Genomic DNA, 21,803 nt, shown 5'->3' with positions numbered 1-21,803 from the left:
CTGCCCGCGAGGGCAAGCAGCCATCAGCTCTTGCCAACCACTTCGAAGTGCTCGACCACCGGGGGCTGGGCGAAAAACGGCCCGACGATGGCGCGCCACTGCGGGAAGGCATCGGAGCCCCGGAAGGCCACGGTGTGGTCTTCCAGCGTCTCCCACTGGATCAGCAACAGGTAGCGCCCGGGGGTCTCGATGCTGCGCTGGACCTGGTAGCCCTTGAAGCCCTTCGAATGGGCGATGACGGTGCTCACCCCACGAAGAATGGCCTCTTCAAAGGCTGAACTCTTCAGGGGGTCGATGCGGATGTCGGCGTGCTCGAGAATCATCTTGTGGAGCCCCCGCGCCGCTTCGCGTCACCCCCAGGGGGCGATGCCTGCGGCCTGGCAAAGCCAGTTCCGCGGCATCCTGGATGACGTGCGTGCGCGCCGGAGGAGAGTGGTGGATCGGAGAAGCAAGGTTAACCGGGAACCGCGTGGAACCGGCTTTGCCGGGCCACTGCGGCTGCCCCTTCGGGGGGTGACGCGCCGTCAGGCGCGGCGCGGGGGGTCTGTCGCTGCGCATCATATCGACCGCCTTCTCCGCCATCATGATCACCGGGGCATTGGTGTTGCCCCCCACCACGCTGGGCATCACCGACGCGTCCACCACACGCAGGCCGGCCACGCCATGCACGCGCAGGCGCGCGTCCACCACGTCCAGGCCGCCCGGCGCGCCATTCGGGCCCATGCGGCAGGTGCCCACGGGGTGGTAGATGGTGTCGGCGTGATCGCGGATGAATTGTTCGATCTGCGCATCGCTCTGCGCCTGGGCCGACGAGGCCGACTCGGTGCCACCATGGCGCGTGAGCGCGGGTTGCCGCAGCAGCTCGCGCATGCGCTTGAAGCCCAGCACCAGGCGCGCGGTGTCGTCGCTGTCCTGCAGAAAGGCGGGGTCGATCAGCGGCGTGGCCTGCGGGTCGGCGCTGGCCAGGCGCAGGCTGCCGCGGCTCTTGGGGCGCAGCAGGCACACGTGGCACGAGTAACCGTGGCCGAACACCGTCTTGCGGCCATGGTCCACCAGCTTGCCGACCACGAAGTGCAGTTGCAGGTCGGGAATGGGCTCGTCGGGCGCGCTCTTGATGAAGCCGCCCGCTTCGGCGAAGTTGGTGGTCAGCATGCCGCTGCGCTGGCGCCGCCATTCGAAGATGCCGCGCACCGCGCGCGCCACGCCGGTGAGCGAGAGGCCGAACAGGTCCTTGACCTTCGGCGCGTTGACCACCATCACCACGTCCACGTGGTCGTGCAGGTTCTGGCCGACGCCCGGCAGGTTGTGCACCGGGGTGATGCCGTGTTCGCGCAAATGCGCGGCCGGGCCGATGCCCGAGAGCATGAGCAGCTGCGGCGAGCCGAAGGCGCCCGCGCTCAGCACCACCTCGCCGCCGTCCTTGAGGCGCAGGATCTGCAGCGGACCGCGCCCGCCGTTGCCCCGGTACTCCACGCCCGCCGCGCGCACCGTGCCGCCGTCTTCGGTGTCGGTCACCACGCGGGTGGTGAGCGCATTCGTGATCACCTGCAGGTTGGGCCGCGCCAGGTGCGGCGTGAGGTAGGCCTTGGCCGCGCTGTGGCGCTCGCCGTTCTTGTGCGTGACCTGGTAGGCGCCGATGCCCTCCTGCTCGGGGCCGTTGAAGTCGGTGTTGAGCGGATAGCCCGCCTGCGCGCCGGCTTCGACGAAAGCGGGCAGAAAGGCATTGGGGCTGCGCAGATCCATCACATTGAGCGGCCCACCCTGGCCGTGCCACGCGCCGGCGCCGCGCTCGTTGTGCTCGGCGCGCTTGAAGTACGGCAGCACCTCCTGGAACGACCAGCCGGGGTTGCCCAGCGCGGCCCAGCCGTCGTAGTCGCTGGCGTGGCCGCGCGCGTAGATCATGGCGTTGACCGAGCTCGAGCCGCCCAGCACCTTGCCGCGCGGCTGGTAACCGCGCCGGCCGTTCAGACCGGGCTGGGGCACGGTCTGCAGGCCCCAGTTGGCCTGGCCGTTCTTCGCCAGCAGCGCCAGACCCGCCGGGCAGTGGATGAGCACGCTGCTGTCGGGCGGGCCGGCCTCCAGCAGGGCCACCCGGGTGCCGGGGTCTTCGCTGAGGCGGGAGGCCAGCACGCAGCCGGCCGATCCGCCGCCAACGATGATGTAGTCGAACATGGTGTCTCCGTGGTGGTCAGCGCCGTGCAAGCGTGCGCGACAATCAAGGGCCAAGGTAGCACAGGGCCTCGCGCCCGGTTAGGCAGCACCGCCTAGGAAAGACACGCCGGCGACGCCGGGTTTTCACGGATTTTTGAACAGGAGCAGCGTCTTCATGAACAGCATCAACACGGTCGGCATCATCGGCTCGGGCACCATGGGCAACGGCATCGCACAGGCCTGCGCCACGCGCGGCATCCGCGTGGTCATGGTCGACATCGCGCAGGCCGCGGTCGACAAGGGCCTGGCCACGGTGGCTGGCAGCCTGGACCGGCTGATCAAGAAGGAGAAGATCACCGCCGCCGACAAGGACCAGGCGCTCGCCCTGATCAAGGGTTCGACGAACTACGAAGACCTCAAGGGCGCGCAGCTCGTGATCGAGGCCGCCACCGAGAACGAAGGCCTGAAGATCAAGATCCTGCAGCAGCTCGACGGCCTGCTCGCGCCCGAGGTGATCGTGGCCACCAACACCAGCTCGATCAGCATCACCAAGCTGGCCGCCGCCACCCAGCGGCCCGACCGCTTCATCGGCATGCACTTCTTCAACCCGGTGCCCATGATGGCGCTGGTGGAGATCATCCGCGGCCTGCAGACCAGCGACGCCACGCACGACGCGGTGAAGGCGCTGGCCGAGGCCCTGGGCAAGTCGCCCATCACGGTGAAGAACGCGCCCGGCTTCGTGGTCAACCGCATCCTCGTGCCCATGATCAACGAGGCCTTCTTCGTGCTGGCCGAAGGCATCGCCACGGCGGAGGACATCGACGCCGGCATGAAGCTGGGCACCAACCAGCCCATCGGGCCGCTGGCCCTGGCCGACATGATCGGCCTGGACGTGTGCCTGGCCGTGATGAACGTCTACATGGCCGAGTTCAACGACGGCAAGTACCGCCCCGCCCCGCTGCTCAAGGAAATGGTGGCCGCCGGCTACCTGGGCCGCAAGACCGGGCGCGGCGTCTACACCTACTGAGCATCGCCGGGGGTCGCCCAGCGCAGCGGCAAGGCCCCCTGCACCCGCCGCGCGTGGGTCACCTGCATGCGCAGCAGGCGCAGGCTGCCGTCCCACACCACCTTCGCCTGCACCGCGAGGTACAGCAGGTCGCCCCTGTCGAAGTCCACGAACAGCAGGCCCGCCGCCGGGTGCAGGGCGATGTTGCCCAGCGTGTTGAAGAAGTGGTTGCCCGCGTAGTCGGGCACGGTCAGCACCTCGCCGGCCACATTCACGAAACCCGGTGGGCCGCCCCGGTGCGACACGTCGACCCCATGGCTGCGCTCGCCGCCCGCAGACGCCTGGGGGTGCGCGGTGGCGATGAAGAAGGTGTCGGCGGCGCGGATCAGCCCGCGCGACGCCTCGTCCAGGCCCGGGCTTTCGAAAGCGATCTGCCCCGCAGGTGCGCCGGGTACCCACACCGGCTCCCGCGCCTGGATGTACTTCGGGCAATTGCCAAAGCTCTGGCCGACCTCCACCGTGACACCGCCGTCCTGCAGCCGCGCCGTGCCGTTCATGCGGTTGCGCCGGCGCGTGTGCGGTTGAATGCCGAGCAGACCCAGCGCGGCGCCATCGCGCAGCGTGGTGTTCAGCGGGTCGTGCGGCAGGGGCCGCGCACCGATGTGCAGGTGCGTGGGGTCGGGCGATTGCATGAAGCCCGGCGCGCCCGCGAGCACGCTGGCCCAGGGCTGTCCCTGCGCGTCCACGCTGCCCACCAGCACGAAGGGCAACAGGCCGAAGAACTCGCGGTGCTGGTCGGGCATGTGATCGCGCAACACGCGCGGGCCGATCTGCGCCATCTGCGCCTGCACACCGGCGCGCGCCTGCATCGCCTGTTCACCGGTGTGAAAGGCGGCGCTCATGCCGCCAGCCCCACTGGCGACGTCACCATCGGCACGAAGCCCGGCAGGGCCTCGATGCGCGCCAGCCAGGCGCGGATGGCCGGATACGGCTGCAGCGACACCAGGCCTTCGGGCGCCCGGGCCACGTAGGCGTAGTGCGCCAGGTCGGCCAGCGTGGCGCGCTCGCCGACCAGAAACGGAGTGCGCTCCAGTGCGCCTTCCATGAACTCGAACAGGGCTTGCGCGCGAGCGATCGCCTCCGCCGGGTCGGTGGGCAGCCCGAAGAGCTGCACCACGCGCGCGGCGGCCGGTCCGGACGCGAGCGGGCCAGCGGCCAACGAGAGCCAGCGCTGCACGCGGGCCGCGCCCACCGGATCGCGCGGCAGCCACTGGCCCGGCGCGTAGCGGGCTTCGAGGTACACCAGGATGGCGTTCGAGTCGCTCAGGATGAGGTCGCCGTCGCGCAGCACCGGCACCTGACCCAGGGGGTTCAGCGCCAGGAAGGCGGCGGACTTCTGCTGCTTGCGCGGCAGGTCGATCTCGACCGTCTCGAACGGCAGGCCGAGCAGCGAGAGAAACAACTCGACGCGGTGGCAGTGGCCGGAGATGGCGCTTCGGTGCAGCTGGATGGAAGGTCCCATGGATCGCTCCTGAAAGAGGAAAGGCGCCATCTTCTTTCTTGCAAGCACAATCACAAATACCCCTGCACGCACAAGACTGCTCCACAAATCGGTTTAATGGCGCATGGACAAGCTCCGCGCCATGGCCACCTTCGTGCAGATCGCCGACGCCGGCAGCCTCACCGCGGCGGCCTGGGCGCTGGGCGCCTCGCTGCCGGCCGTGGTGCGCTCGCTCGCCGCCTACGAGGCCGAGCTGGGGGTGCGCCTGTTCAACCGCACCACGCGCCGCATCTCGCTCACCGAAGAAGGCCGACGTCACCTTGAGAGCTGCCGCCAGCTGCTGGCGGCGGTGGACGATGCCGAGGCCGCGTTGAAGGACGATGCCACCGAACCCACCGGCCTGCTCACCATCACCGCCCCGGTGCTGTTCGGCCAGATGCACGTGGCCCCCGTCGTCACGCGTTTCGTGCAGCGCCACCCCCAGGTGCACTGCCGCGTGATGCTGATGGACCGGGTGGTCAACCTGCTGGAAGAAGGGCTCGACGTCGGCATCCGCATCGCGCACCTGGAAGACTCCAGCCTGGTCGCCCTGCCGCTGGGCGAGATCCGCCGCGTGATCGTGGCCAGCCCCGCCTTCCTGCGCGAACACGGCCGCCCGCAGCACCCCAACGACCTGCTCAAGGCCAACTGCGTGCGCCTCGTGGGCTACGCCCCCCATTGGGGGCGTTTCCAGGAAGGCAGCAAGACCTTCAAACTCACCGTCGGTGGCAACCTGGAGTTCAATCACATTGCCCCGGCGGTGCAGGCCTGCGCGGACGGCGCGGGTTTCGGCCAGTTCCTCTCCTACCAGGTGGCGCCCTTGCTGCAATCCGGCGCGCTGGAAACCGTGCTGGACGACTTCGCGGACGCGCCGCGCCCGATCCACGTCGTCTACCCCCACGCCCGCCTGCTGCCCACGCGCACGCGGGCTTTCATCGATTTCATCCGACAGGAACTCAAAGGCTTCGAGCCCGGACACCCCCCACCATGAGCACTTCCTCTTTCGACTTTGACCTCTTCGTGATCGGCGGCGGCAGCGGCGGCGTGCGCGCCGCCCGCATGGCCGCGCAGCGCGGCGCGCGCGTGGCGCTGGCCGAAATGCTGGGCACCGACGGCCTGGGCGGCACCTGCGTGAACGTGGGCTGCATCCCCAAGAAGCTCTACAGCTACGCGGCGCACTATGCCGAAGCCTTCGAGGAATCGCACGGCTTCGGCTGGGAGCTGGACAAGCCCCGTTTCAACTGGGCCACGCTCAAGGCCAACCGCGCCAGAGAGATCAGCCGCCTCAACGGCATCTACGGCAACCTGCTGACCGGCTCGGGCGTGACCGTGTTCGATGCCTTCGCGCGCATCGACGGCCCGCAGGCCGTGGTGCTCAAGCTCCATGGCGAGGCCGGCGAAAAACGCGTGACGGCGAAGCACATCCTCATCGCCACGGGCGGCAAACCCAGCGTGCCCGACATCGAAGGCCGCGAGCACGTCATCGACTCCAACGCCATCTTCGACCTCGAACCCTTTCCCCAGCGCCTGCTGATCGTGGGCGGCGGCTACATCGCCAGCGAGTTCGCCTCCATCTTCAACGGCCTGGGCGCGAAAGTGACCCAGCTCTACCGGGGCGAGCAGATCCTGCGCGGCTTCGACGACGAGATCCGCCACTTCGTGGCCAACGAGATGATCAAGTCGGGCGTGGACCTGCGGCTGGGCGCGGACGTGGCCGCCATCGTGAAGACCCCCGACGGCCTGCAGGTGAAGCTCCAGGGCGGCGGCGAGGTGATGGCCGATGCCGTGCTGTACGCCACCGGCCGCGTGCCCACGGTAGGAGGCCTGGGTCTGGACGCGGTGGGCGTGGCCCAGGGCAAGGGCGGCGAGGTGATCGTCGACGAGCAGTACCGCACCAACGTGCCCTCCATCTTCGCCGTGGGCGACGTCACCAGCCGCATCCAGCTCACCCCCGTGGCGCTGGGCGAAGCCATGGTGGTGGTGGACCAGCTCTTCGGCCCCGCCGCGGGCAAGCCGCCGCGCAGCATGGCCTACGACTTCATTCCCACCGCCGTCTTCACCCACCCCAGCATCGGCACCGTGGGCCTGAGCGAGGCCGACGCGCGCCAGCAGCATGGCGAGGTGACCATCTTCCGCAGCGAGTTCAAGGCGCTCAAGCACACGCTCTCGGGCAGCACCGAGCGCACGCTGATGAAGCTGGTGGTGGACACGAAAAGCGACCGCGTGGTGGGCCTGCACATGGTGGGCGCCGAAGCGGGCGAGATCGTGCAGGGTTTTGCGGTGGCGCTCAAGGCCGGTGCCACCAAGGCGGTGTTCGACAGCACCATCGGCATCCACCCGACGGCGGCGGAAGAGTTCGTGACCATGCGCGAACCCGTCAAGGCCTGATCGGGCTCAGCGAAACACGGCCAGCAAGGCCATGCACACCGCCGTGTGTGCCCACAGGCCGGGCACCAGCCAGGCCGCGTAGCGAACCCCGCCGCTCAGCGCGGCGGTGAGGCTCTTGCTCAAGGCGTGCACGCCCAGCGCCAGCATCACCGCCCAGGGCACGCGGCCCTGCGGCGGCTCGACCGACGCAAACACCGCCGCCAGCGCCGAATGCAGATCCACCAGCGAGGCGAGCAAGGTGCCGGCCAACACACCGGCTTCGCCCAGCCAGAGGTCCAGCGCATGCACCAGCACCTGGATGCCGGCCAGCAAGGCCGCAATGGCGGTGGCGCCCCAGAGGCTGAACATGCGATCGCCCTGCGGCGCCCCCAGGCCCTCGGTGTGCGGCGATGAACCCATCGTGCCGCCCTGCGCCATGGGCGCCCCGCGCACCAGCCACCCGCCCCACACCATGGCCAGCGCCGCGCCCGCCAGCGCCGGCAGCCACAGGCTGGCGAGCCAGGCCGGGCGGACCGCGGCCGCCACCAGCAGCATCTGCAGCAAGGTGGGCACGCACGACAGCAAGCCTCCCCCCGCCATCAGGCGGGCCTCGTCGCCCTTCTGGCGCGCGCCCATGCCCAGCGTGGCGATGGTCGCCGTGCTGGACACGAAGCCGGAGGCGAAGGCCGAAAACGCCACCGCCTGCCGCGCCTGCAGCAGCCGCCGACACAGGTGGGCCAGCGACTGCACCGCCAGCAGCAGCGCCAACAACTGCACGATGGTGGCCGGATTGAGCACCGGCCCCCACAAGGGCCGGTTCGGCATCAGCGGCAGCGCCACGAGCACCAGCGCGGCCAGCACGATGCCGTCGCGAATCTCCGCCGGGCGCAGCCACTCGGTCACGAAATGGTGCAGCCGCTCGCGCGCGGCCAGCAGCGCCGTCAGCCCGGCGGCCATGGCGGCCGCCAGCGGCAGCTGCCAGACGCACACCACGCCGATCAGGTAGGTCAGCAGCAGCGCCACTTCGGTGGTCGCACCCGGGTCCTCGGACCGGTCGCGCGCATAGGCCACCACGCCCAGCGCCGCCACGAACGCCGCGCCGATCAGCACCAGTCCCGTGTGGCCCAGGAGCGCGGCCAGCGCGCCGCTCACACACACCAGCGCGAACGTGCGCAGCCCGGCAAAGGCCCGCGCCGGGCCCTCGCCCTTGCGGCGCTCGCGCTCGACACCGATCAGCAACCCGCAACCCAGCGCGGCGGCCAGCGGGGCGGCGGCGGTGGTCCATTCGGGCAGGGTGATGGGCAACATGCGGTTTTCCTCCAGTTTCGGTCGTCCTGCGGTGCCAGGCAACGGCGCGCCACAATAGCGCATGCAAAAAACACCTGCCTACACCGCACCGCTCGTTTTCAAGGACCCGGCCGAGGCGCTGGCCCAGGTGCAGCGCATCTACCAGGACAACGTGGAATTCCTGCGCCAGGCCATGCGCGATTTCGTCGCCGGCGGCGATTTCACGCAGACCCATGTGCGGGCGTGTTACCCCTACGTGCGCTTGCACACCCACAGCGTGCTGCGCCAGGACAGCACCATCGGCCAGCCGCTGAGCCGCCTGAGCTATGGCTTCGTGGCCGGCCCCGGGCGCTACGAAACCACCCTGACCCGGCCCGACCTGTACAGCGACTACTACCTGGAGCAGTTCCGCCTGCTGCTGGCCAACCACGGCGGTGAGCTGGAGGTGGGCACCAGCACGCAGCCCATCCCCATCCACTTCTCGTTCGCCGAACACGACCACGTGGAAGGCAGCATGGATGTGATGCGCCGCGCGCTCATGCGCGACGTGTTCGACCTGCCCGACCTCACCGCCATGGACGACGGCATCGCCAACGGCACGCACGAGCCCCGCGCGGGCGAGGCGCACCCGCTCTCGCTGTTCACCGCGCCCCGGGTGGACTACTCGCTGCAGCGCCTGCGCCACTACACCGGCACCGCGCCCGAGTGGTTCCAGAACTTCGTGATGTTCACCAACTACCAGTTCTACATCGACGAGTTCATCAAGCTCGGCCGCGCCGAGATGGCCGACCCCGACAGCGAGTACGTGGCCTTCGTCGAACCGGGCAACGTGGTGATGCGCCGCACCGGCCTGGCCGCCGAGAACGGTGACGAACTCGGCAGCGCACCGCCGCGCCTGCCGCAGATGCCGGGCTACCACCTGCTGCGCGAAGACCGCAGCGGCATCACCATGGTCAACATCGGCGTGGGCCCGGCCAACGCCAAGACCATCACCGACCACATCGCCGTGCTGCGCCCGCACGCCTGGCTCATGCTCGGCCACTGCGCCGGCCTGCGCACCAGCCAGCAGCTGGGCGACTACGTGCTGGCCCACGCCTACGTGCGCGAAGACCACGTGCTGGACGAAGAACTCCCGCTGTGGGTGCCGATTCCCGCGCTGGCGGAGATCCAGCTCGCGCTCGAAGCCGCCGTGGCCGACGTGACCGGCGTGCCGCCGGCCGAGCTCAAGCGCATCATGCGCACCGGCACCGTGGCCAGCACCGACAACCGCAACTGGGAGCTGCTGCCCGACAACATGCCGCAGCGCCGCTTCTCGCAGTCGCGCGCGGTGGCGCTGGACATGGAGAGCGCCACCATCGCCGCCAACGGCTTCCGCTTCCGCGTGCCCTACGGCACCCTGCTGTGCGTGAGCGACAAGCCGCTGCACGGCGAGATCAAGCTGCCCGGCATGGCCAACCACTTCTACCGCGAACGCGTGGACCAGCACCTGCGCATCGGCATCCGCGCCATCGACATCCTGCGCGCCGGCGGCACGGACCAGCTGCACAGCCGCAAGCTGCGCAGCTTCGCGGAAGTCGCGTTCCAGTGAGCCGGGGCGCCGGCCTCAGCCCCGGCCTGCGCGCACCAGCTCCACGGTTTCCTTGCGGTCGGTGCTGCCCAGCCGCTCCAGCGTGAAGCGCACGACCCGCATCAGGTCCGGCGAATACCACAACGTGGCCTGGTAACGAAGGTTCGACGCCGCGACGCGGTGCACGGGCAGGCGGGAGGTCCACCCCCGGACGTCGATGCGCACCGCGTTGTACTCACGCTCGCCCATGCGGAGCGTTTGAGAGAGAGACGCTACCGCCGTGACGTCGAACGTCGTGGTGTCGCCTCCCTTCGTGGTCGAAAAATTGAAGGTCTGCACCCCGTTGAGCACCTTGCCACCCGGCGCCCAGCCGCCAGGCGGTGTCACCAGATCGAGTTCCAGCAGCGCGGGCGACGAAGAATCCAGCACAAGGCCGGTTTCATCCTCCACCCGACCGCCCCCGTTGAAAACGACGCGGGCGCCGTCCACGCGATCCACCTTCAGGCTGACCGTGCTCTTGAGCTGGGTCTGCGCGTCCGTCACCACATACTCGAACCAGTCGCCTGCCCGCCGCTGCGCCGTCGGCTGCAGGCCCGCCGAAGGCGCGGCCACCGATGCCACCGCCACCCGGGCGGCGTTGGCGGCGGCACGCCGTTCGAGCAGCTCGCGCCCTCGCTCAGGCAACTCTGTGATGCGGTAGGCGGGCACGGCGAGGTTGATGTTCTGCGCCTCGCGCCGCATGAGCGTGGTGATGCCGATCAACCGGCCTTCGGTATCGAACAGGCCACCGCCGCTGGACCCGGGCGAAATCGGCGCGGTGGTCTGCACGAACAGCAACTGCCCCTGCTCGTCGCGGCGCAGGCCGGACAGCAAGCCATCGCTCAGCGTGGCCTCCAGGCCCTGCGGCGTTCCGATCGCATAGACGCGCGCGCCCACCCGCAAGGTGTCCCTGGGCGCGAGCTCGATGGCCGGAGCCTGGAAGTTGTCCACCCGGATCTGGCACAAGTCGTTCTCCGGGTCGGGAAACTCCAGCTTGCCGCCGTAGCTCACGTTGTCCTTCGCGACCTGGAAGCGGGTCATGCGCGCCAGCACATGGCAATTGGTGATCAGACGCCCAGGGCCGATCACCACCGCACTGCCCTGAGACTGGTTGCGCCCCTGGGCATCGGAGGCCACCACCGTCCAGACGCTGGGCGCCACCTTGGCGAACAGGGCATCGGGCTCCAGCGCCAACGCAGGGGAAGCACTTGCGGCGGCTCCCACCACCAGGACCCAGGCGCGCCAGCTCATCGTGCGGCTCCGGCGGGCGACGGTGGCAACAAGGCCTCCAGGTCAGCCATCGTCACGCGTGCCCGGGGCTTGGGGCTGGAGGCCACCGGTGGGGAGGTCTCCGTGGTTGGCGCGCGCACCACGTCGGGTGGTGCCGTCGGCGCCATTCCGACGCCGGTGTAGCGCAAGGGCGACAGCGCCGACAAGGCCACCGCCTCGGGCTGAAGGTTCAACTGCACCCGGCCGACCAGCACGCCCAACGTGATGCTGGACGCCACATACACGGTCTGGCCCGCTTCGATGTCGAACTCCAGCCGCGCCTCGTTCTCGGTCTGCGAACTCGCCAGATGGCGGCCAGGGTGCGTGTCCACGTAGAAGAATCCGCCAGGCTGCGACTTGCCAACGACTTGGTTGTCCAGCCGTATTTCCGGCTGCATGGCCGCGCCCACCATCGAGTCGGTGCGGTAGAAGAACACACGGCAACCGTTGTCCTTCAAAGGCGGTATGGAGCTGGTCACCGCCAGATAACTGTGCCCATCCGCAGCGCATCCCGACAACAGCGCCACCGCCAGCAAGACCAGTGCGCTCGCCCATCCACGAACTCCGCCCATCATCGCCCCTCATTGCATGATTGGCGCCAATGCCAACCGTTTGTAACAAAACGAAATCCTGGGGCTTTCACCAGCCAGCGTGGTGCAGGCGCCGCACGCGGCGGGCCGCGTTTCGGGTTTAAGCTGCGCCGACCCGCCCACCGGAAAACCCCATGACCACCACCCGACGCAAGTTCCTCCTCGGCACCCTCGCCGCCAGCGGTGCGCTGGTGCTGGGCTGGTCGGCGCTGCCGCCGCGCCAGCGGCTCACCACGGCGCAGCCGCTGCCGGTGGGCGCGAACGAGGCGGCCCTCAATGGCTGGGTGAAGATCGATGCGGACGGCAGCGTCACCGTGATGCTGGCCAAGAGCGAGATGGGCCAGGGCGTGGCCACCTCGCTGTGCATGCTGCTGGCCGACGAGCTGGACGCCGACTGGTCGCGCGTGCGCTTCGAGGCCTCGCCCATCGACAAGATCTACAACAACATCGCCACCGTGGTCGACGGCCTGCCGGTGCACCCGGACACCGAGAGCCGGGTGCTGGACGCGGCGCGCTGGATGGCGGCCAAGGCCATGCGCGAGATCGGCGTGATGATGACCGGCGGCTCGTCGAGCGTGAAAGACCTGTGGCTGCCGATGCGCGAGGCCGGGGCTTCGGCGCGCGAGATGCTGGTGAACGCCGCGGCCCGGCAGTGGAACACCGAGCCCGGCCACTGCCGCACCGAGAACGGCGAGGTGCTCGGGCCCGCCGGGCAGCGCGCGGGCTACGGCAGCCTGGCCGGCGCGGCCGCGCAGCAGCGCCTGCCGCGCTCGCCCACGCTCAAGACGCCCGCGCAGTTCAAGCTGATCGGCCGGCCCACGAACCGCATCGAGGCCGCGAGCAAGACCGATGGCAGCGCGCGCTTCGGCATCGACGCGCGGCCCGAAGGCCTGCTGCACGCGAGCGTGCAGATGTGCCGCACCCTGCGCGGCCGCGCCACCCGCTTCGACGCGGCCGCCGCCCAGGCCATGCCGGGCGTGCGCACGGTGGTGCCGTTCGAGCCCAGCCACGGCGGCACCGGCGGCGTGGCCGTGATCGCCGACCACCCCTGGCGCGCCAAGCAGGCGGCCGAGGCGTTGAAGATCGAGTGGGACGCGGGCAAACTCGCGAACTTCCAGAGCGCCGACGCGCTGGAGCAGCTCGCGCGCACGCTGGACACCGACAAAGGTTTCGCCTTCTTCACCGAAGGCGACGTGGACGCGGCCATGGCCGGCGCGGTGCGCGCCATCGAGGCGGAGTACCGCGCGCCCTACCTCGCCCACACGACGATGGAGCCGATGAACTGCACGGTGCGCTTCGACGGCGACCGCGCCACGGTCTGGGTCTCGACCCAGGTGCCCGGCCTGGCGCGCAAGGCCGCCGCCGACGCGCTCGGCCTGCCCGCCGAGGCGGTGACGGTGCACGTGATGCTGCTCGGTGGCGGCTTCGGCCGGCGGCTGGAGGTGGACTTCATCGCCCAGGCCGCCACCATCGCCAAGGCCGTGCCGGGCGCGCCGGTGCAGACCCTGTGGTCGCGCGAGCAGGACCTGCGCCACGACATCTACCGCCCGGCCTGCGTCTCGCGCTTCAAGGCCGGCTTCGATGCCCAGGGGCAGCTCGTGGCCTGGCAGAACACCAGCGCGGGCCAGGCCATCGTGCCGCAGGTGCTGGGCCGCCTGTTCGGCCTGCCCGGCGGCGGGCCGGACAAGACCACCTCGGAAGGCGCGTTCGACCAGCCCTACGAATGGCCGGCCGCGCGCATCGCGCACGCCGCCGTCGCCCTGCCCTTGCAGGTGGGTTTCTGGCGCTCGGTGGGCCATTCGCACCAGGCCTTTTTCAAGGAAAGCTTCGTCGACGAGGCCGCGCACGCCGCCGGCGCCGACCCGCTGGTCTTTCGCGAACGGCTGCTGCAGCGCCATCCCCGGCACCTCGCGGTGCTGCAGGCGGCGGCCCAGGCCGGCGGCTGGGGCACGGCCTCGCCACCCGCGCCCGACGGCGCCAAGACCGCGCGCGGCATCGCCTTGCACGAGTCCTTCGGCTCCATCGTCGCGCAGGTGGCCGAGGTCTCGCTGGCCGCCGACAAAACCATCCGCGTGCACCGCGTGTGGTGCGCCGTCGACTGCGGCACGGCGGTCAACCCGACCGGCATCGTGCAACAGATGGAGAGCGCCATCGTCTACGGCCTCTCGGCGGCCCTGCACGGCCAGGTGGACATCGTCAACGGCCAGGTGCAGGCCAGCAACTTCCACGACCAGCCGGTGCTGCGTTTCCACGAGATGCCGGCGGTCGAGGTGCTGATCGTCCCGAGCAGCGCGCCGCCCGAGGGCGTGGGCGAGCCTGGCCTGCCGCCGATCGCCCCGGCGGTGGCCAACGCGCTGTTCGCGCTGACCGGCCAGCGCCACCGCAGCCTGCCGCTCAGGTCAGCTTGACCGCGCGCCCGATGTAGAGGATCGGCCCGGTCGGGCGGCCGGTGGGCGAGCCGTTGTAGGGCTCCAGCGTGATCTCGAACAGCTGGTTGGGCACCAGCGGCGGCAGCTGGTCGAGCTTCACTTCCAGCGGCTGGCCCGGCTGCACCAGGCCCAGCGAGACCGGTGCGTTCCAGTCGTCGGCCTTGGTCCAGAACTGCAGCGAGCGCTGCTCGGGCACGGCCGTGGTGCCCAGTGGCACCAGGCGCAAGCTGTTGGCGCCGCTGGTCTGCACCACCCAGCCCGGGGCCGTGCCGTTGGGCGCGACCAGCACCACCATGTATTGAGGCGCGGCCGGCGCGAACAGGCCGGTGGACGGCAGCAACGCGACCACCGACGCGGCCACGAAACTGGTGGCGGCCACCGCGCGCCAGAAGCCCAGGCTGCTCCACCAGGTCTGCCAGGCGCTGGCCTTGGCCGCTGCGCGTGGAGGGGCGATGGCGCGTTCGATGCGCGCCCACAGCGCGGGCGAGGGCTCCACCGCCTCGACCAAGGCGGTCAGCGGCAGCAGCCGGCCTTCCCAGCCGTCGACCGCGTCGCGCAAGGCGGCATCGGTGGACAGGCGCGCCTGCACCTCGCGCCGCTGCCCGGCCGAGAGCGTGCCCAGCACGTAGGCCGCGGCCAGTTCGTCGATCGGATCGAGGGCGGTCATGCCAGGCACTCCCGCAACGACGCCAGCCCGCGGCGGATCCAGGCCTTCACCGAGCCCAGCGGCGCGCCCAGGCGCTCGGCGATCTCGCTGTGGCTGCAACCGTCCAGGTAGGCGTAGAGCACGCAGTTGCGCTTGGGTGTGTCCAGGCGCGCCAGGCAGTCGTCGAGCCGGCCGAGGTCGGCACGCAGCGCGAAGGCCTCGGCCATGTCGGGCGCGGCGGGCGGGTCCTCGGCCTGCAGCGCGTCCATCTGCGCCTCGTCGGCCGACACGGTGCGCGCACCCGAGCGCACGGCATCGAGGGCGCGGTGGCGCACGATGCCGTACATCCACCCCCGGCCCGCGCCACGGCGGGCGTCGAAGGTGGCGGCGCGGGTCCAGATGTTCATGAAAGCGTCGTGCAACACGTCTTCAGCGGTGGCGCGGTCGCGCACGATGCGCAGCGCCACCCCCAGCAGGTAACGGCCTTCGTGCTCGTACAGGCGGCGCAGGGCCGCACGATCGCCCCGCGCACAGGCGGCCAGGGCGGCATCGTGATCGAAAGCGTCGGGGTCGGATGGGGGCAAGGGCGGTGCTCGCAAGTGCGGGGCTGCCGGCCATCCTAGCCGACGGCAGCCCCGCCCGCTCAGGATGCCTTGTAGAAAATGTAGTCGGCCTGGTACTGCACGAGCTGTTTGGCGCCCACGTTGGCGGCACCACAGGCGGCGTTCGGTGCCACGCCGCCCTTGGTGGCCACGCGCTGGGTGTAGGTCACGCCGTTCAGGGCGCCCATGCCCATGGCGGGGTTGGCCTTCACGAGCTGCAGCGGGATGTTGCCCTCGCCGTTGGGCGCCACGGCGACCTGGGTGGCGGTGAACTTGGAACCGTCCATGGCTTCCCAGGTGGCGGGCGGGCCGTAGTACTTGCCGACCTGCTTGCCGCTGCGGTCCATCAGCTTGGCGTCGGGGCCGCCGAACACCCACTCATACTGGCCGGCCATGTTGGCCTTGACCTTGCATTCGTAGGAGATCTGGCCGACGCCCACGGTTTCCCAGGCAACCTTGTGGCCGGCGGGCACCTTCACCGCGTCGGGCAGGCTGGCCTGCGAATACATCATGGCGGGCGAGCCCATGTGGGAAGCGCAGGCGGTCATGGCGAGCACCGCTGCGGCGGCCAGGGTGGATTTGAACAGCATGGCAAAACTCCTCGGGGTTGGGGTTGTGGGCAGCAGCGCAAAAACGGCGCCACTGCTTCCACTACTCGCCAACCGGCGTTTTGGATGCAGCCGGGTGAAAAAAAACTTCAGGCCCGGTGCGGCCGGACCTTCGAGGCCGCCAGCTTGGCCTGGGTGCGGGCATGTTCGACGTCGGCGTCGAAGGCCAGCGCCACGCCCATGCGGCGCCTGGTGAAGCTCTCGGGCTTGCCGAACAGGCGCAGCTCGGTCTGCGGCACCTGCAGGGCCTCGTCCACCCCGTCGAAGGCAATGCCCGTGGCCTCGACGCCGCCGTAGATGACGGCGCTGGCGCCCGGGCTCTTGAGCGTGGTGGAGACCGGCAGGCCCAGGATGGCGCGCGCGTGCAGCTCGAACTCGTTCTGCCACTGGGTGATCAGGGTGACCATGCCGGTGTCGTGCGGGCGCGGGCTGACCTCGCTGAACCACACCTGGTCGCCCTTGACGAACAGCTCCACGCCGAACAGGCCCTGGCCGCCGAGGTCGTCGGTCACGGCCTGGGCGATGCGGCGCGACTCGGCCAGCGCCTTGGGCGTCATGGGGTGCGGCTGCCAGCTCTCCACGTAGTCGCCGCTCACCTGCACGTGGCCGATCGGGTCGCAGAAGTGCGTCTCGATGCCGCCGTCGGCGCCCCGGGCGCGCACGGTGAGCTGGGTGATCTCGTAGTCGAAATCGATGAAGCCTTCCACGATGATGCGGCCCGGGCCGACGCGCCCGCCCGACATCGCATAGTCCCAGGCGGTCTTCACGTCGGCCGGGCCGTCGATCTTGCTCTGGCCCTTGCCGCTGCTGCTCATCACCGGCTTGACGATGCAGGGGTAGCCGATGCCGCCATCGATGGCGGCCTGCAGCTCGTCGAGCGAATCGCAGAACTTGTAGGGGCTGGTGGGCAGGCCCAGGGTCTCGGCGGCCAGGCGGCGGATGCCTTCGCGGTCCATGGTCAGGCGCGCGGCTCGGGCGGTGGGGATCACGCGCACCACGCCAGCGGCTTCGAGCTCCTGCAGCATGGGCGTGGCGATGGCTTCGATCTCGGGCACCACCAGGTGCGGGCGCTCGGCCTCGATCAGCGCCTTGAGCTGCGCCGGGTCGCTCATGGTGATGGTGCGCGCGTGGTGCGCCACCTGCTGGCCCGGGGCGTTCTCGTAGCGGTCCACCGCGATGGTCTCCACGCCCAGGCGCTGCAGCGCGATCAGCACCTCCTTGCCGAGTTCGCCCGAGCCCAGCAGCATGACCCGGGTGGCCGAAGGAGACAAAGGGGTGCCCAGCGTGGTCATGTGAAGCTCCGGAAGAAAGAAAGGGAAATGTTCAGAGGGACTGGCCCATGGCCTCGCCCAGGCGAACGGCGTTGCCGGGTGCCCAGTCGGGGTTGAAGGCGATCGTGTCGCGCGGCCACAGCAGCACCACGGTGGAGCCGAGCAGGAAGCGGCCCATTTCCTCGCCGCGCTGCAGGTGCAGCGGCTGGTCGTTGTAGGACCACTCGCGCACCGTGCCCGGGCGCGGCGGGTTCACCACGCCGTGCCAGGTGGTGGCCATGCTGCCCACGATGGTCGCGCCCACCAGCACCTGCACGAAGGGCACGGTGGTCTCGCCCACCTGCAGGTCGAACACGCACACCACGCGCTCGTTGCGCGCGAACAGGCCGGGCACGCCCTGGGCCGTGGCGGGGTTGACCGAGAACAGGTCGCCCGGCACGTGGATCATGCGGCGCAGCGTGGCCGCCGCCGGCATGTGGATGCGGTGGTAGTCGCGCGGGCTGAGGTAGATGGTGGCGAAGGCGCCGTCGTCGAACAGCGCGGCCAGCGCGGCGTCACCGCCCACCAGCGCGCGCGTGCTGTAGGTGTGGCCCTTGGCCTGGTAGATCTGGTCGCGCGCGATCGCGCCGAACTGGCTGATGGCGCCATCCACCGGACAGACGAAGGCCGCATCGGCCAGCGGGCGGGCATCGGCGCGCAGCGCGCGGGTGAAGAACTGATTGAAGCTGGCGTAGGCCTGTGGGTCGGGGTTCGCGGCCTCCGCCATGTTCACGCCGTACTTGCGGATGAAGCGGCGGATGATCCACTGCGTGATGCCCCCCAGCGGCCGTTGGCCACCCAGCCCCCAAACACAGTGAGTGCGCGCTTCGGGAAAACGTATTGCAGGGCAACGGCGAATGACATGGGTGGGCAGAACGGTGGCGGGGACAAGACCCTGGCGGGCAGCCCTGCATTGTAGGGGCCGGCCCCAGGCGCGGCGGCGCGAGCGGGCACAATGCCGGCACATGAAAGACGCCCTGTTCGAATGCCAACACCTGGTCAAACGCTATGGCGACAGCACTGTGGTGAACGACCTGAGTTTTGCCATCGGCCCCGGTGAATGCCTGGGCGTGATCGGGCCCAACGGCGCCGGCAAGACCACCACCATCCGCATGTGCCTGGGCCTGACCGCGCCCGACGCCGGCACCATCACCGCCTTCGGCCAGGACATGCCGCGCGACGCGCTGGCCATCAAGGCCCAGCTCGGCGTGGTGAGCCAGATGGACACCCTGGACCCGGACTTCGACTGCGCCGAGAACCTGCTGGTGTACGGCCGCTATTTCGGCCTGCCGGCGGCCACCGTCCGCGAACGCATCCCGAAGCTGCTGGAGTTCGCCGCGCTCTCGCACAAGGCCAACGCCAAGCCGGGCGAACTCTCGGGCGGCATGAAGCGGCGCCTCTCGCTGGCGCGCGCGCTGGTGAACGACCCGCGCCTGCTGATGCTCGACGAGCCCACCACCGGCCTGGACCCGCAGGCGCGCCACCTGATGTGGGAGCGCCTGCAGATGCTGCTGCAGCAAGGCAAGAGCATCCTGCTGACCACGCACTTCATGGACGAGGCCGAGCGCCTGTGCTCGCGCCTGCTGGTGCTGGACCACGGCCGCAAGATCGCCGAGGGCCGGCCGCGCGAACTGATCGCCCAGCACCTGGAGCCCGACGTGGTGGAGGTCTACGGCAACGGCGCGCTGGCGCTGGCCCACGGCGAGGCGCACGCCGCCCTGCGCGCGCTCGCCGCGCGTGTGGAGGTGAGCGGCGAGACCGTGTTCTTCTACACCGCGCAGGCCCTGCCGCTGCTGGCCGCGCTCGGCGAGCACCACCACCTGCGCACCCTGCACCGGCCCGCCAACCTGGAAGACCTCTTTCTCAAACTCACGGGTCGCCAGATCCGCGAGGATGGATGACATGACCACCACCCCTACCCAAAAACCGGCCGAAGAAGGAGACGCTCCCGTCCAGAGCACCCACGGAACCGGCTTTGCCGGGCCGCAGGGTGCGCCCCCCTCAAGGGGGGAAGCGCGCAGCGCGGCGGGGGGTTCTCACTTTGCACCACCGCGCCTGTCCATGCGCTGGTGGCCGGTTTTCCTGCGCAACCTGCTGGTCTGGCGCAAGCTCGCCATCCCGAGCCTGGTGGGCAACATCGCCGAGCCGCTGATGTGGCTGGTCGCCTTCGGCTACGGCATGGGCGCGCTGGTGGGCCAGGTCAACCTGGGCACGCCGCAAGGCGGCAGCGTGGCCGTGCCCTATATCCTGTTCCTGGCCAGCGGCAGCATCTGCATGAGCGCGATGAACGCGGCCAGCTTCGAGGCGCTGTACTCGGCCTTCTCGCGCATGCACGTGCAGAAGACCTGGGACGGCATCATGAACGCGCCGGTGAGCCTGGACGATGTGGTGCTGGCGGAGATGCTGTGGGCGGGCTTCAAGGCCCTGTTCACGGTGACGGCCATCCTGGGCGTGATGCTCGCGCTGGGCATCAGCCATTCCCCCAAGCTGCTGCTGGCCTGGCCGGTGCTGCTGGGGGTGGGCATCACGTTCTCGTGCATCGCCCTGGTGTTCAACGCCCTGGCCAAGGGCTATGACTTCTTCACCTACTACTTCACCCTGTTCCTGACCCCCATGATGTTTCTCTCGGGGTGTTCTTTCCGCGCGAGCAGTTGCCCGGGGTGGTGCGGCAGATCTCGGACTGGCTGCCACTGACCAATGCGGTGGAGCTGGTGCGGCCCCTGTTTATGGACCAGTGGCCCACGCAGGCCTGGCTGCACGGCGGGGTGCTGCTCGCCTACACGGTAGGCGCCTTCTGGCTGGCCCTCGCGCTCACGCGCAAGCGCTTCGCGAAATAGTCTGTCAGTGGACGGCGCGCAGCGCAGGCTGGGCGTCGCTGTACAGCTCGCTGCCGGTGTCGATGAAGTCTTCGGCCTCGATCACGGCGTCGAACTCGCGGGCGGCGGTGTCGAAGATCTTGGGAATCAGGGGCTTGTCCAGCGGGCGGCAGATGCGGCTGCGGATGCCGCGCAGGTTGGCGCTGGTTTCCATGGCGCTGATCACGGCTTCCGGATCGAGCATCAGGACGAAGGGGTTGAGGCGGGTGGCGGTGGTGGACATGGGGGCTCCCTGGGGTCGGTTTGAACGGTGACAAATGGGCTGTCGATGAAACAAACTGTACCGGCGCCCCCCTGGAACGTTAAGTCGGCGCCCCGCCATTCGCGCTGTAGGAACTTCGCTGACAGAGCGTGCGTTGTCCCTACAGGCGGTTCGTGAACTGCATCACGAACGGGGGCCGCGCAGCGCCTCCACGCTGGCGCGCACCACCGACTGCACGCTGCCGCTTTCCTTGAACTGGTTGCGCAGGTAGGTCGCGTGGTTGCCCACGCGGCCGGCCGTGCGCTCGATCTCGTCCAGCGCCGCCAGCGAATTCAGCGCCACGCCATGGGGCGTGAGGTGGCGCAGCGTGGCGAGGATGTCCTCGCGGATGCTGATCTGCTCGCGCGTCTTGGGGTTGACCATCATGCCGTCCAGGCCGAAGCGGCAGGCCTGGAAACGGTTGTAGGTGTAGACCAGGTAATCGTCTTCTTCCGGCGGCAGCTCGCGCCGCTCCAGCAGGTGGCGGCACAGCGCCTGCAGGTAACACGCCAGCCCCGCCGCGCGCTCCACCGTCAAGGGCGTGTCGCACACGCGCAGTTCGATGGTGCCGTACTCGGGCTTGGGCCGGATGTCCCAGTAGAAGTCCTTCATGGACTTGACCACGCCCGTGCTCTCCATCTTGGTGAAGTAGACGTTGGTGAACTCCTCCCAGCTGAGCACGAAGGGCGCGCGCCCGCTGAGCGGGAAGGCGAACACCGAGTTCAGGCGCGCCGAATCGAACAGCGTGTCCACGCCCTGCGAGAACGGCGACGAGGCCGACAGCGCGATGAAGTGCGGCACGTAGCGGTTGAGCGAGTGCAGCAGGAACAGCGCCTCGTCGGCGCTGGCGCAGCCGATGTGCACGTGCTGGCCGAACACGGTGAACTGCTTGGCGAGGTAACCGTACAGGCCCGAAAGCTGCTCGAAGCGCGGCTTGGAGAAGATGCGCTGCTCGAACCAGCGCTGGAACGGGTGCGTGCCGCCGCCCGAGAGCTCGATGTTGAGCCGGTCGCCCGCGCTCACCAGGGTGTCGCGGATCTGCTGCAGCTGCGCGAGCAGGGGGCCGTGTTCGCGCTGCACGTCGGTCGCGATCTCGATCATGCTCTGCGTCATTTCGGGCGTGACCACGCCCGGGAACGGCTTGCGGCGCAGCAGCTCCAGCAGGTCGTTGGCGCTGCTGGACAGATCGAGGTCGTAGGTGTTGACGAGCTGCAGTTCGAGCTCGACGCCCATGGTCAGCGAGTCGGAGGATTTGAAGGCTTCCAAGGGCATGGC

General features: G+C 69.6%; 18 protein-coding genes and 3 pseudogenes. 7 read left to right on the top strand and 14 right to left on the bottom strand.

Going from position 1 to position 21,803, the window contains the following annotated elements:
• Positions 1-23: 23 nt before the first annotated feature.
• The gene (locus ABSY19_RS17705) at positions 24-323 is read right to left on the bottom strand and encodes an antibiotic biosynthesis monooxygenase family protein (protein ID WP_382154088.1); all 300 of its coding nucleotides are present in this window, start codon (positions 321-323) and stop codon (positions 24-26) included.
• Between the two features lie 226 nt (positions 324-549).
• Positions 550-2,172 (bottom strand): annotated as a pseudogene (locus ABSY19_RS17700) (GMC family oxidoreductase); the annotation flags it as partial.
• A 154-nt stretch (positions 2,173-2,326) separates the two neighbouring features.
• Here ABSY19_RS17700 and ABSY19_RS17695 point away from each other — a divergent pair.
• Entirely contained in the window at positions 2,327-3,178 is an 852-nt protein-coding gene (locus ABSY19_RS17695; RefSeq protein ID WP_382154085.1) for a 3-hydroxybutyryl-CoA dehydrogenase, read from the top strand.
• Here the strand turns inward: ABSY19_RS17695 and ABSY19_RS17690 are convergent.
• Positions 3,172-4,059 carry a pyridoxamine 5'-phosphate oxidase family protein gene (locus ABSY19_RS17690; protein ID WP_382154083.1) on the bottom strand — a complete coding sequence of 296 codons (888 nt, stop codon included), beginning with the start codon at positions 4,057-4,059 and terminating at the stop codon, positions 3,172-3,174. The genes ABSY19_RS17695 and ABSY19_RS17690 overlap by 7 nt on opposite strands.
• Positions 4,056-4,679, bottom strand: coding sequence for a glutathione S-transferase (locus ABSY19_RS17685; RefSeq protein WP_291111040.1), 624 nt, complete (start codon positions 4,677-4,679; stop codon positions 4,056-4,058). Before ABSY19_RS17685 ends, ABSY19_RS17690 begins: the two co-directional genes overlap by 4 nt.
• A gap of 103 nt (positions 4,680-4,782) precedes the next feature.
• On the opposite strand from ABSY19_RS17685, the gene ABSY19_RS17680 reads away from it, so the two are divergent.
• Both ABSY19_RS17680 and gorA read left to right on the top strand, forming a co-directional pair.
• Positions 4,783-5,688, top strand: coding sequence for a LysR family transcriptional regulator (locus ABSY19_RS17680; RefSeq protein WP_382154080.1), 906 nt, complete (start codon positions 4,783-4,785; stop codon positions 5,686-5,688).
• Complete coding sequence (gorA, locus tag ABSY19_RS17675; protein ID WP_382154077.1) at positions 5,685-7,085, top strand: glutathione-disulfide reductase; 1,401 nt, start codon at positions 5,685-5,687, stop codon at positions 7,083-7,085. The genes ABSY19_RS17680 and gorA overlap by 4 nt, the downstream gene beginning before the upstream one ends.
• Positions 7,086-7,091: 6 nt before the next feature.
• Here the strand turns inward: gorA and ABSY19_RS17670 are convergent, their stop codons facing one another.
• Positions 7,092-8,372, bottom strand: a complete 1,281-nt coding sequence (locus ABSY19_RS17670; RefSeq protein ID WP_382154074.1) for an MgtC/SapB family protein — start codon at positions 8,370-8,372, stop codon at positions 7,092-7,094.
• A 61-nt stretch (positions 8,373-8,433) separates the two neighbouring features.
• On the opposite strand from ABSY19_RS17670, the gene ABSY19_RS17665 reads away from it, so the two are divergent.
• Positions 8,434-9,939: an AMP nucleosidase gene (locus tag ABSY19_RS17665; protein WP_382154071.1), complete on the top strand. Its 1,506-nt coding sequence runs from the start codon at positions 8,434-8,436 to the stop codon at positions 9,937-9,939.
• A 15-nt stretch (positions 9,940-9,954) separates the two neighbouring features.
• Here ABSY19_RS17665 and ABSY19_RS17660 read toward each other — a convergent pair whose 3' ends face one another.
• Positions 9,955-11,208 (bottom strand): S1C family serine protease, encoded by a 1,254-nt coding sequence (locus ABSY19_RS17660; protein WP_382154068.1) that lies wholly within the window; start codon positions 11,206-11,208, stop codon positions 9,955-9,957.
• Positions 11,205-11,684, bottom strand: coding sequence for a DUF2846 domain-containing protein (locus ABSY19_RS17655; RefSeq protein ID WP_382154065.1), 480 nt, complete (start codon positions 11,682-11,684; stop codon positions 11,205-11,207). The genes ABSY19_RS17660 and ABSY19_RS17655 overlap by 4 nt, the downstream gene beginning before the upstream one ends.
• Before the next feature lie 266 nt (positions 11,685-11,950).
• On the opposite strand from ABSY19_RS17655, the gene ABSY19_RS17650 reads away from it, so the two are divergent.
• Positions 11,951-14,224: a molybdopterin cofactor-binding domain-containing protein gene (locus ABSY19_RS17650; protein WP_382154062.1), complete on the top strand. Its 2,274-nt coding sequence runs from the start codon at positions 11,951-11,953 to the stop codon at positions 14,222-14,224.
• On the opposite strand, the gene ABSY19_RS17645 is transcribed toward ABSY19_RS17650, so the two are convergent.
• The 5 genes and pseudogenes from ABSY19_RS17645 to asd all read right to left on the bottom strand — a co-directional run bounded on the left by ABSY19_RS17645 (position 14,211) and on the right by asd (position 18,275).
• Complete coding sequence (locus ABSY19_RS17645; protein WP_382154059.1) at positions 14,211-14,912, bottom strand: anti-sigma factor domain-containing protein; 702 nt, start codon at positions 14,910-14,912, stop codon at positions 14,211-14,213. The two genes, ABSY19_RS17650 and ABSY19_RS17645, sit on opposite strands and share 14 nt — an antisense overlap.
• On the bottom strand, positions 14,909-15,475 hold the full coding sequence (locus tag ABSY19_RS17640; RefSeq protein WP_291111024.1) for a sigma-70 family RNA polymerase sigma factor: 567 nt from the start codon (positions 15,473-15,475) through the stop codon (positions 14,909-14,911). The genes ABSY19_RS17645 and ABSY19_RS17640 overlap by 4 nt, the downstream gene beginning before the upstream one ends.
• 59 nt (positions 15,476-15,534) lie before the next feature.
• Entirely contained in the window at positions 15,535-16,083 is a 549-nt protein-coding gene (locus tag ABSY19_RS17635; RefSeq protein WP_382154055.1) for a DUF3455 domain-containing protein, read from the bottom strand.
• Positions 16,084-16,190: 107 nt separating this feature from the next.
• Positions 16,191-17,393: a formate-dependent phosphoribosylglycinamide formyltransferase gene (purT, locus tag ABSY19_RS17630; protein WP_382154053.1), complete on the bottom strand. Its 1,203-nt coding sequence runs from the start codon at positions 17,391-17,393 to the stop codon at positions 16,191-16,193.
• A 31-nt stretch (positions 17,394-17,424) separates the two neighbouring features.
• Positions 17,425-18,275, bottom strand: a pseudogene (gene asd, locus ABSY19_RS17625) (archaetidylserine decarboxylase).
• Between the two features lie 101 nt (positions 18,276-18,376).
• Here asd and ABSY19_RS17620 point away from each other — a divergent pair.
• Together ABSY19_RS17620 and ABSY19_RS17615 are read left to right on the top strand one after the other, a co-directional pair.
• Positions 18,377-19,312, top strand: coding sequence for an ATP-binding cassette domain-containing protein (locus ABSY19_RS17620; protein WP_382154050.1), 936 nt, complete (start codon positions 18,377-18,379; stop codon positions 19,310-19,312).
• Between the two features lie 160 nt (positions 19,313-19,472).
• Positions 19,473-20,248: pseudogene (locus ABSY19_RS17615) on the top strand (ABC transporter permease).
• A 4-nt stretch (positions 20,249-20,252) separates the two neighbouring features.
• Here ABSY19_RS17615 and ABSY19_RS17610 read toward each other — a convergent pair.
• Together ABSY19_RS17610 and ABSY19_RS17605 are read right to left on the bottom strand one after the other, a co-directional pair.
• Positions 20,253-20,510, bottom strand: a complete 258-nt coding sequence (locus ABSY19_RS17610) for a hypothetical protein (RefSeq protein ID WP_382154047.1) — start codon at positions 20,508-20,510, stop codon at positions 20,253-20,255.
• Between the two features lie 162 nt (positions 20,511-20,672).
• A complete protein-coding gene (locus ABSY19_RS17605) occupies positions 20,673-21,800 on the bottom strand; it encodes a YbdK family carboxylate-amine ligase (protein WP_291121182.1) in 1,128 nt (375 codons plus the stop codon).
• Positions 21,801-21,803: the final 3 nt, after the last annotated feature.

The organism is Hydrogenophaga sp. ANAO-22, from assembly GCF_042466645.1.
Classification (GTDB): Bacteria; Pseudomonadota; Gammaproteobacteria; order Burkholderiales; family Burkholderiaceae_C; genus Hydrogenophaga.
Note: the sequence above shows the minus strand (reverse complement) of the source record. Positions and strands in the feature narration are given on the sequence as shown.

Bases quoted from the DNA above. Each gene is read 5' to 3' on its own strand.
- ABSY19_RS17705 (WP_382154088.1), bottom strand. From the start codon at position 323: ATGATTCTCGAGCACGCCGACATCCGCATCGACCCCCTGAAGAGTTCA.
- ABSY19_RS17695 (WP_382154085.1), top strand. From the start codon at position 2,327: ATGAACAGCATCAACACGGTCGGCATCATCGGCTCGGGCACCATGGGC.
- ABSY19_RS17690 (WP_382154083.1), bottom strand. From the start codon at position 4,059: ATGAGCGCCGCCTTTCACACCGGTGAACAGGCGATGCAGGCGCGCGCC.
- ABSY19_RS17685 (WP_291111040.1), bottom strand. From the start codon at position 4,679: ATGGGACCTTCCATCCAGCTGCACCGAAGCGCCATCTCCGGCCACTGC.
- ABSY19_RS17680 (WP_382154080.1), top strand. From the start codon at position 4,783: ATGGACAAGCTCCGCGCCATGGCCACCTTCGTGCAGATCGCCGACGCC.
- gorA (WP_382154077.1), top strand. From the start codon at position 5,685: ATGAGCACTTCCTCTTTCGACTTTGACCTCTTCGTGATCGGCGGCGGC.
- ABSY19_RS17670 (WP_382154074.1), bottom strand. From the start codon at position 8,372: ATGTTGCCCATCACCCTGCCCGAATGGACCACCGCCGCCGCCCCGCTG.
- ABSY19_RS17665 (WP_382154071.1), top strand. From the start codon at position 8,434: ATGCAAAAAACACCTGCCTACACCGCACCGCTCGTTTTCAAGGACCCG.
- ABSY19_RS17660 (WP_382154068.1), bottom strand. From the start codon at position 11,208: ATGAGCTGGCGCGCCTGGGTCCTGGTGGTGGGAGCCGCCGCAAGTGCT.
- ABSY19_RS17650 (WP_382154062.1), top strand. From the start codon at position 11,951: ATGACCACCACCCGACGCAAGTTCCTCCTCGGCACCCTCGCCGCCAGC.
- ABSY19_RS17645 (WP_382154059.1), bottom strand. From the start codon at position 14,912: ATGACCGCCCTCGATCCGATCGACGAACTGGCCGCGGCCTACGTGCTG.
- ABSY19_RS17635 (WP_382154055.1), bottom strand. From the start codon at position 16,083: ATGCTGTTCAAATCCACCCTGGCCGCCGCAGCGGTGCTCGCCATGACC.
- purT (WP_382154053.1), bottom strand. From the start codon at position 17,393: ATGACCACGCTGGGCACCCCTTTGTCTCCTTCGGCCACCCGGGTCATG.
- ABSY19_RS17620 (WP_382154050.1), top strand. From the start codon at position 18,377: ATGAAAGACGCCCTGTTCGAATGCCAACACCTGGTCAAACGCTATGGC.
- ABSY19_RS17610 (WP_382154047.1), bottom strand. From the start codon at position 20,510: ATGTCCACCACCGCCACCCGCCTCAACCCCTTCGTCCTGATGCTCGAT.
- ABSY19_RS17605 (WP_291121182.1), bottom strand. From the start codon at position 21,800: ATGCCCTTGGAAGCCTTCAAATCCTCCGACTCGCTGACCATGGGCGTC.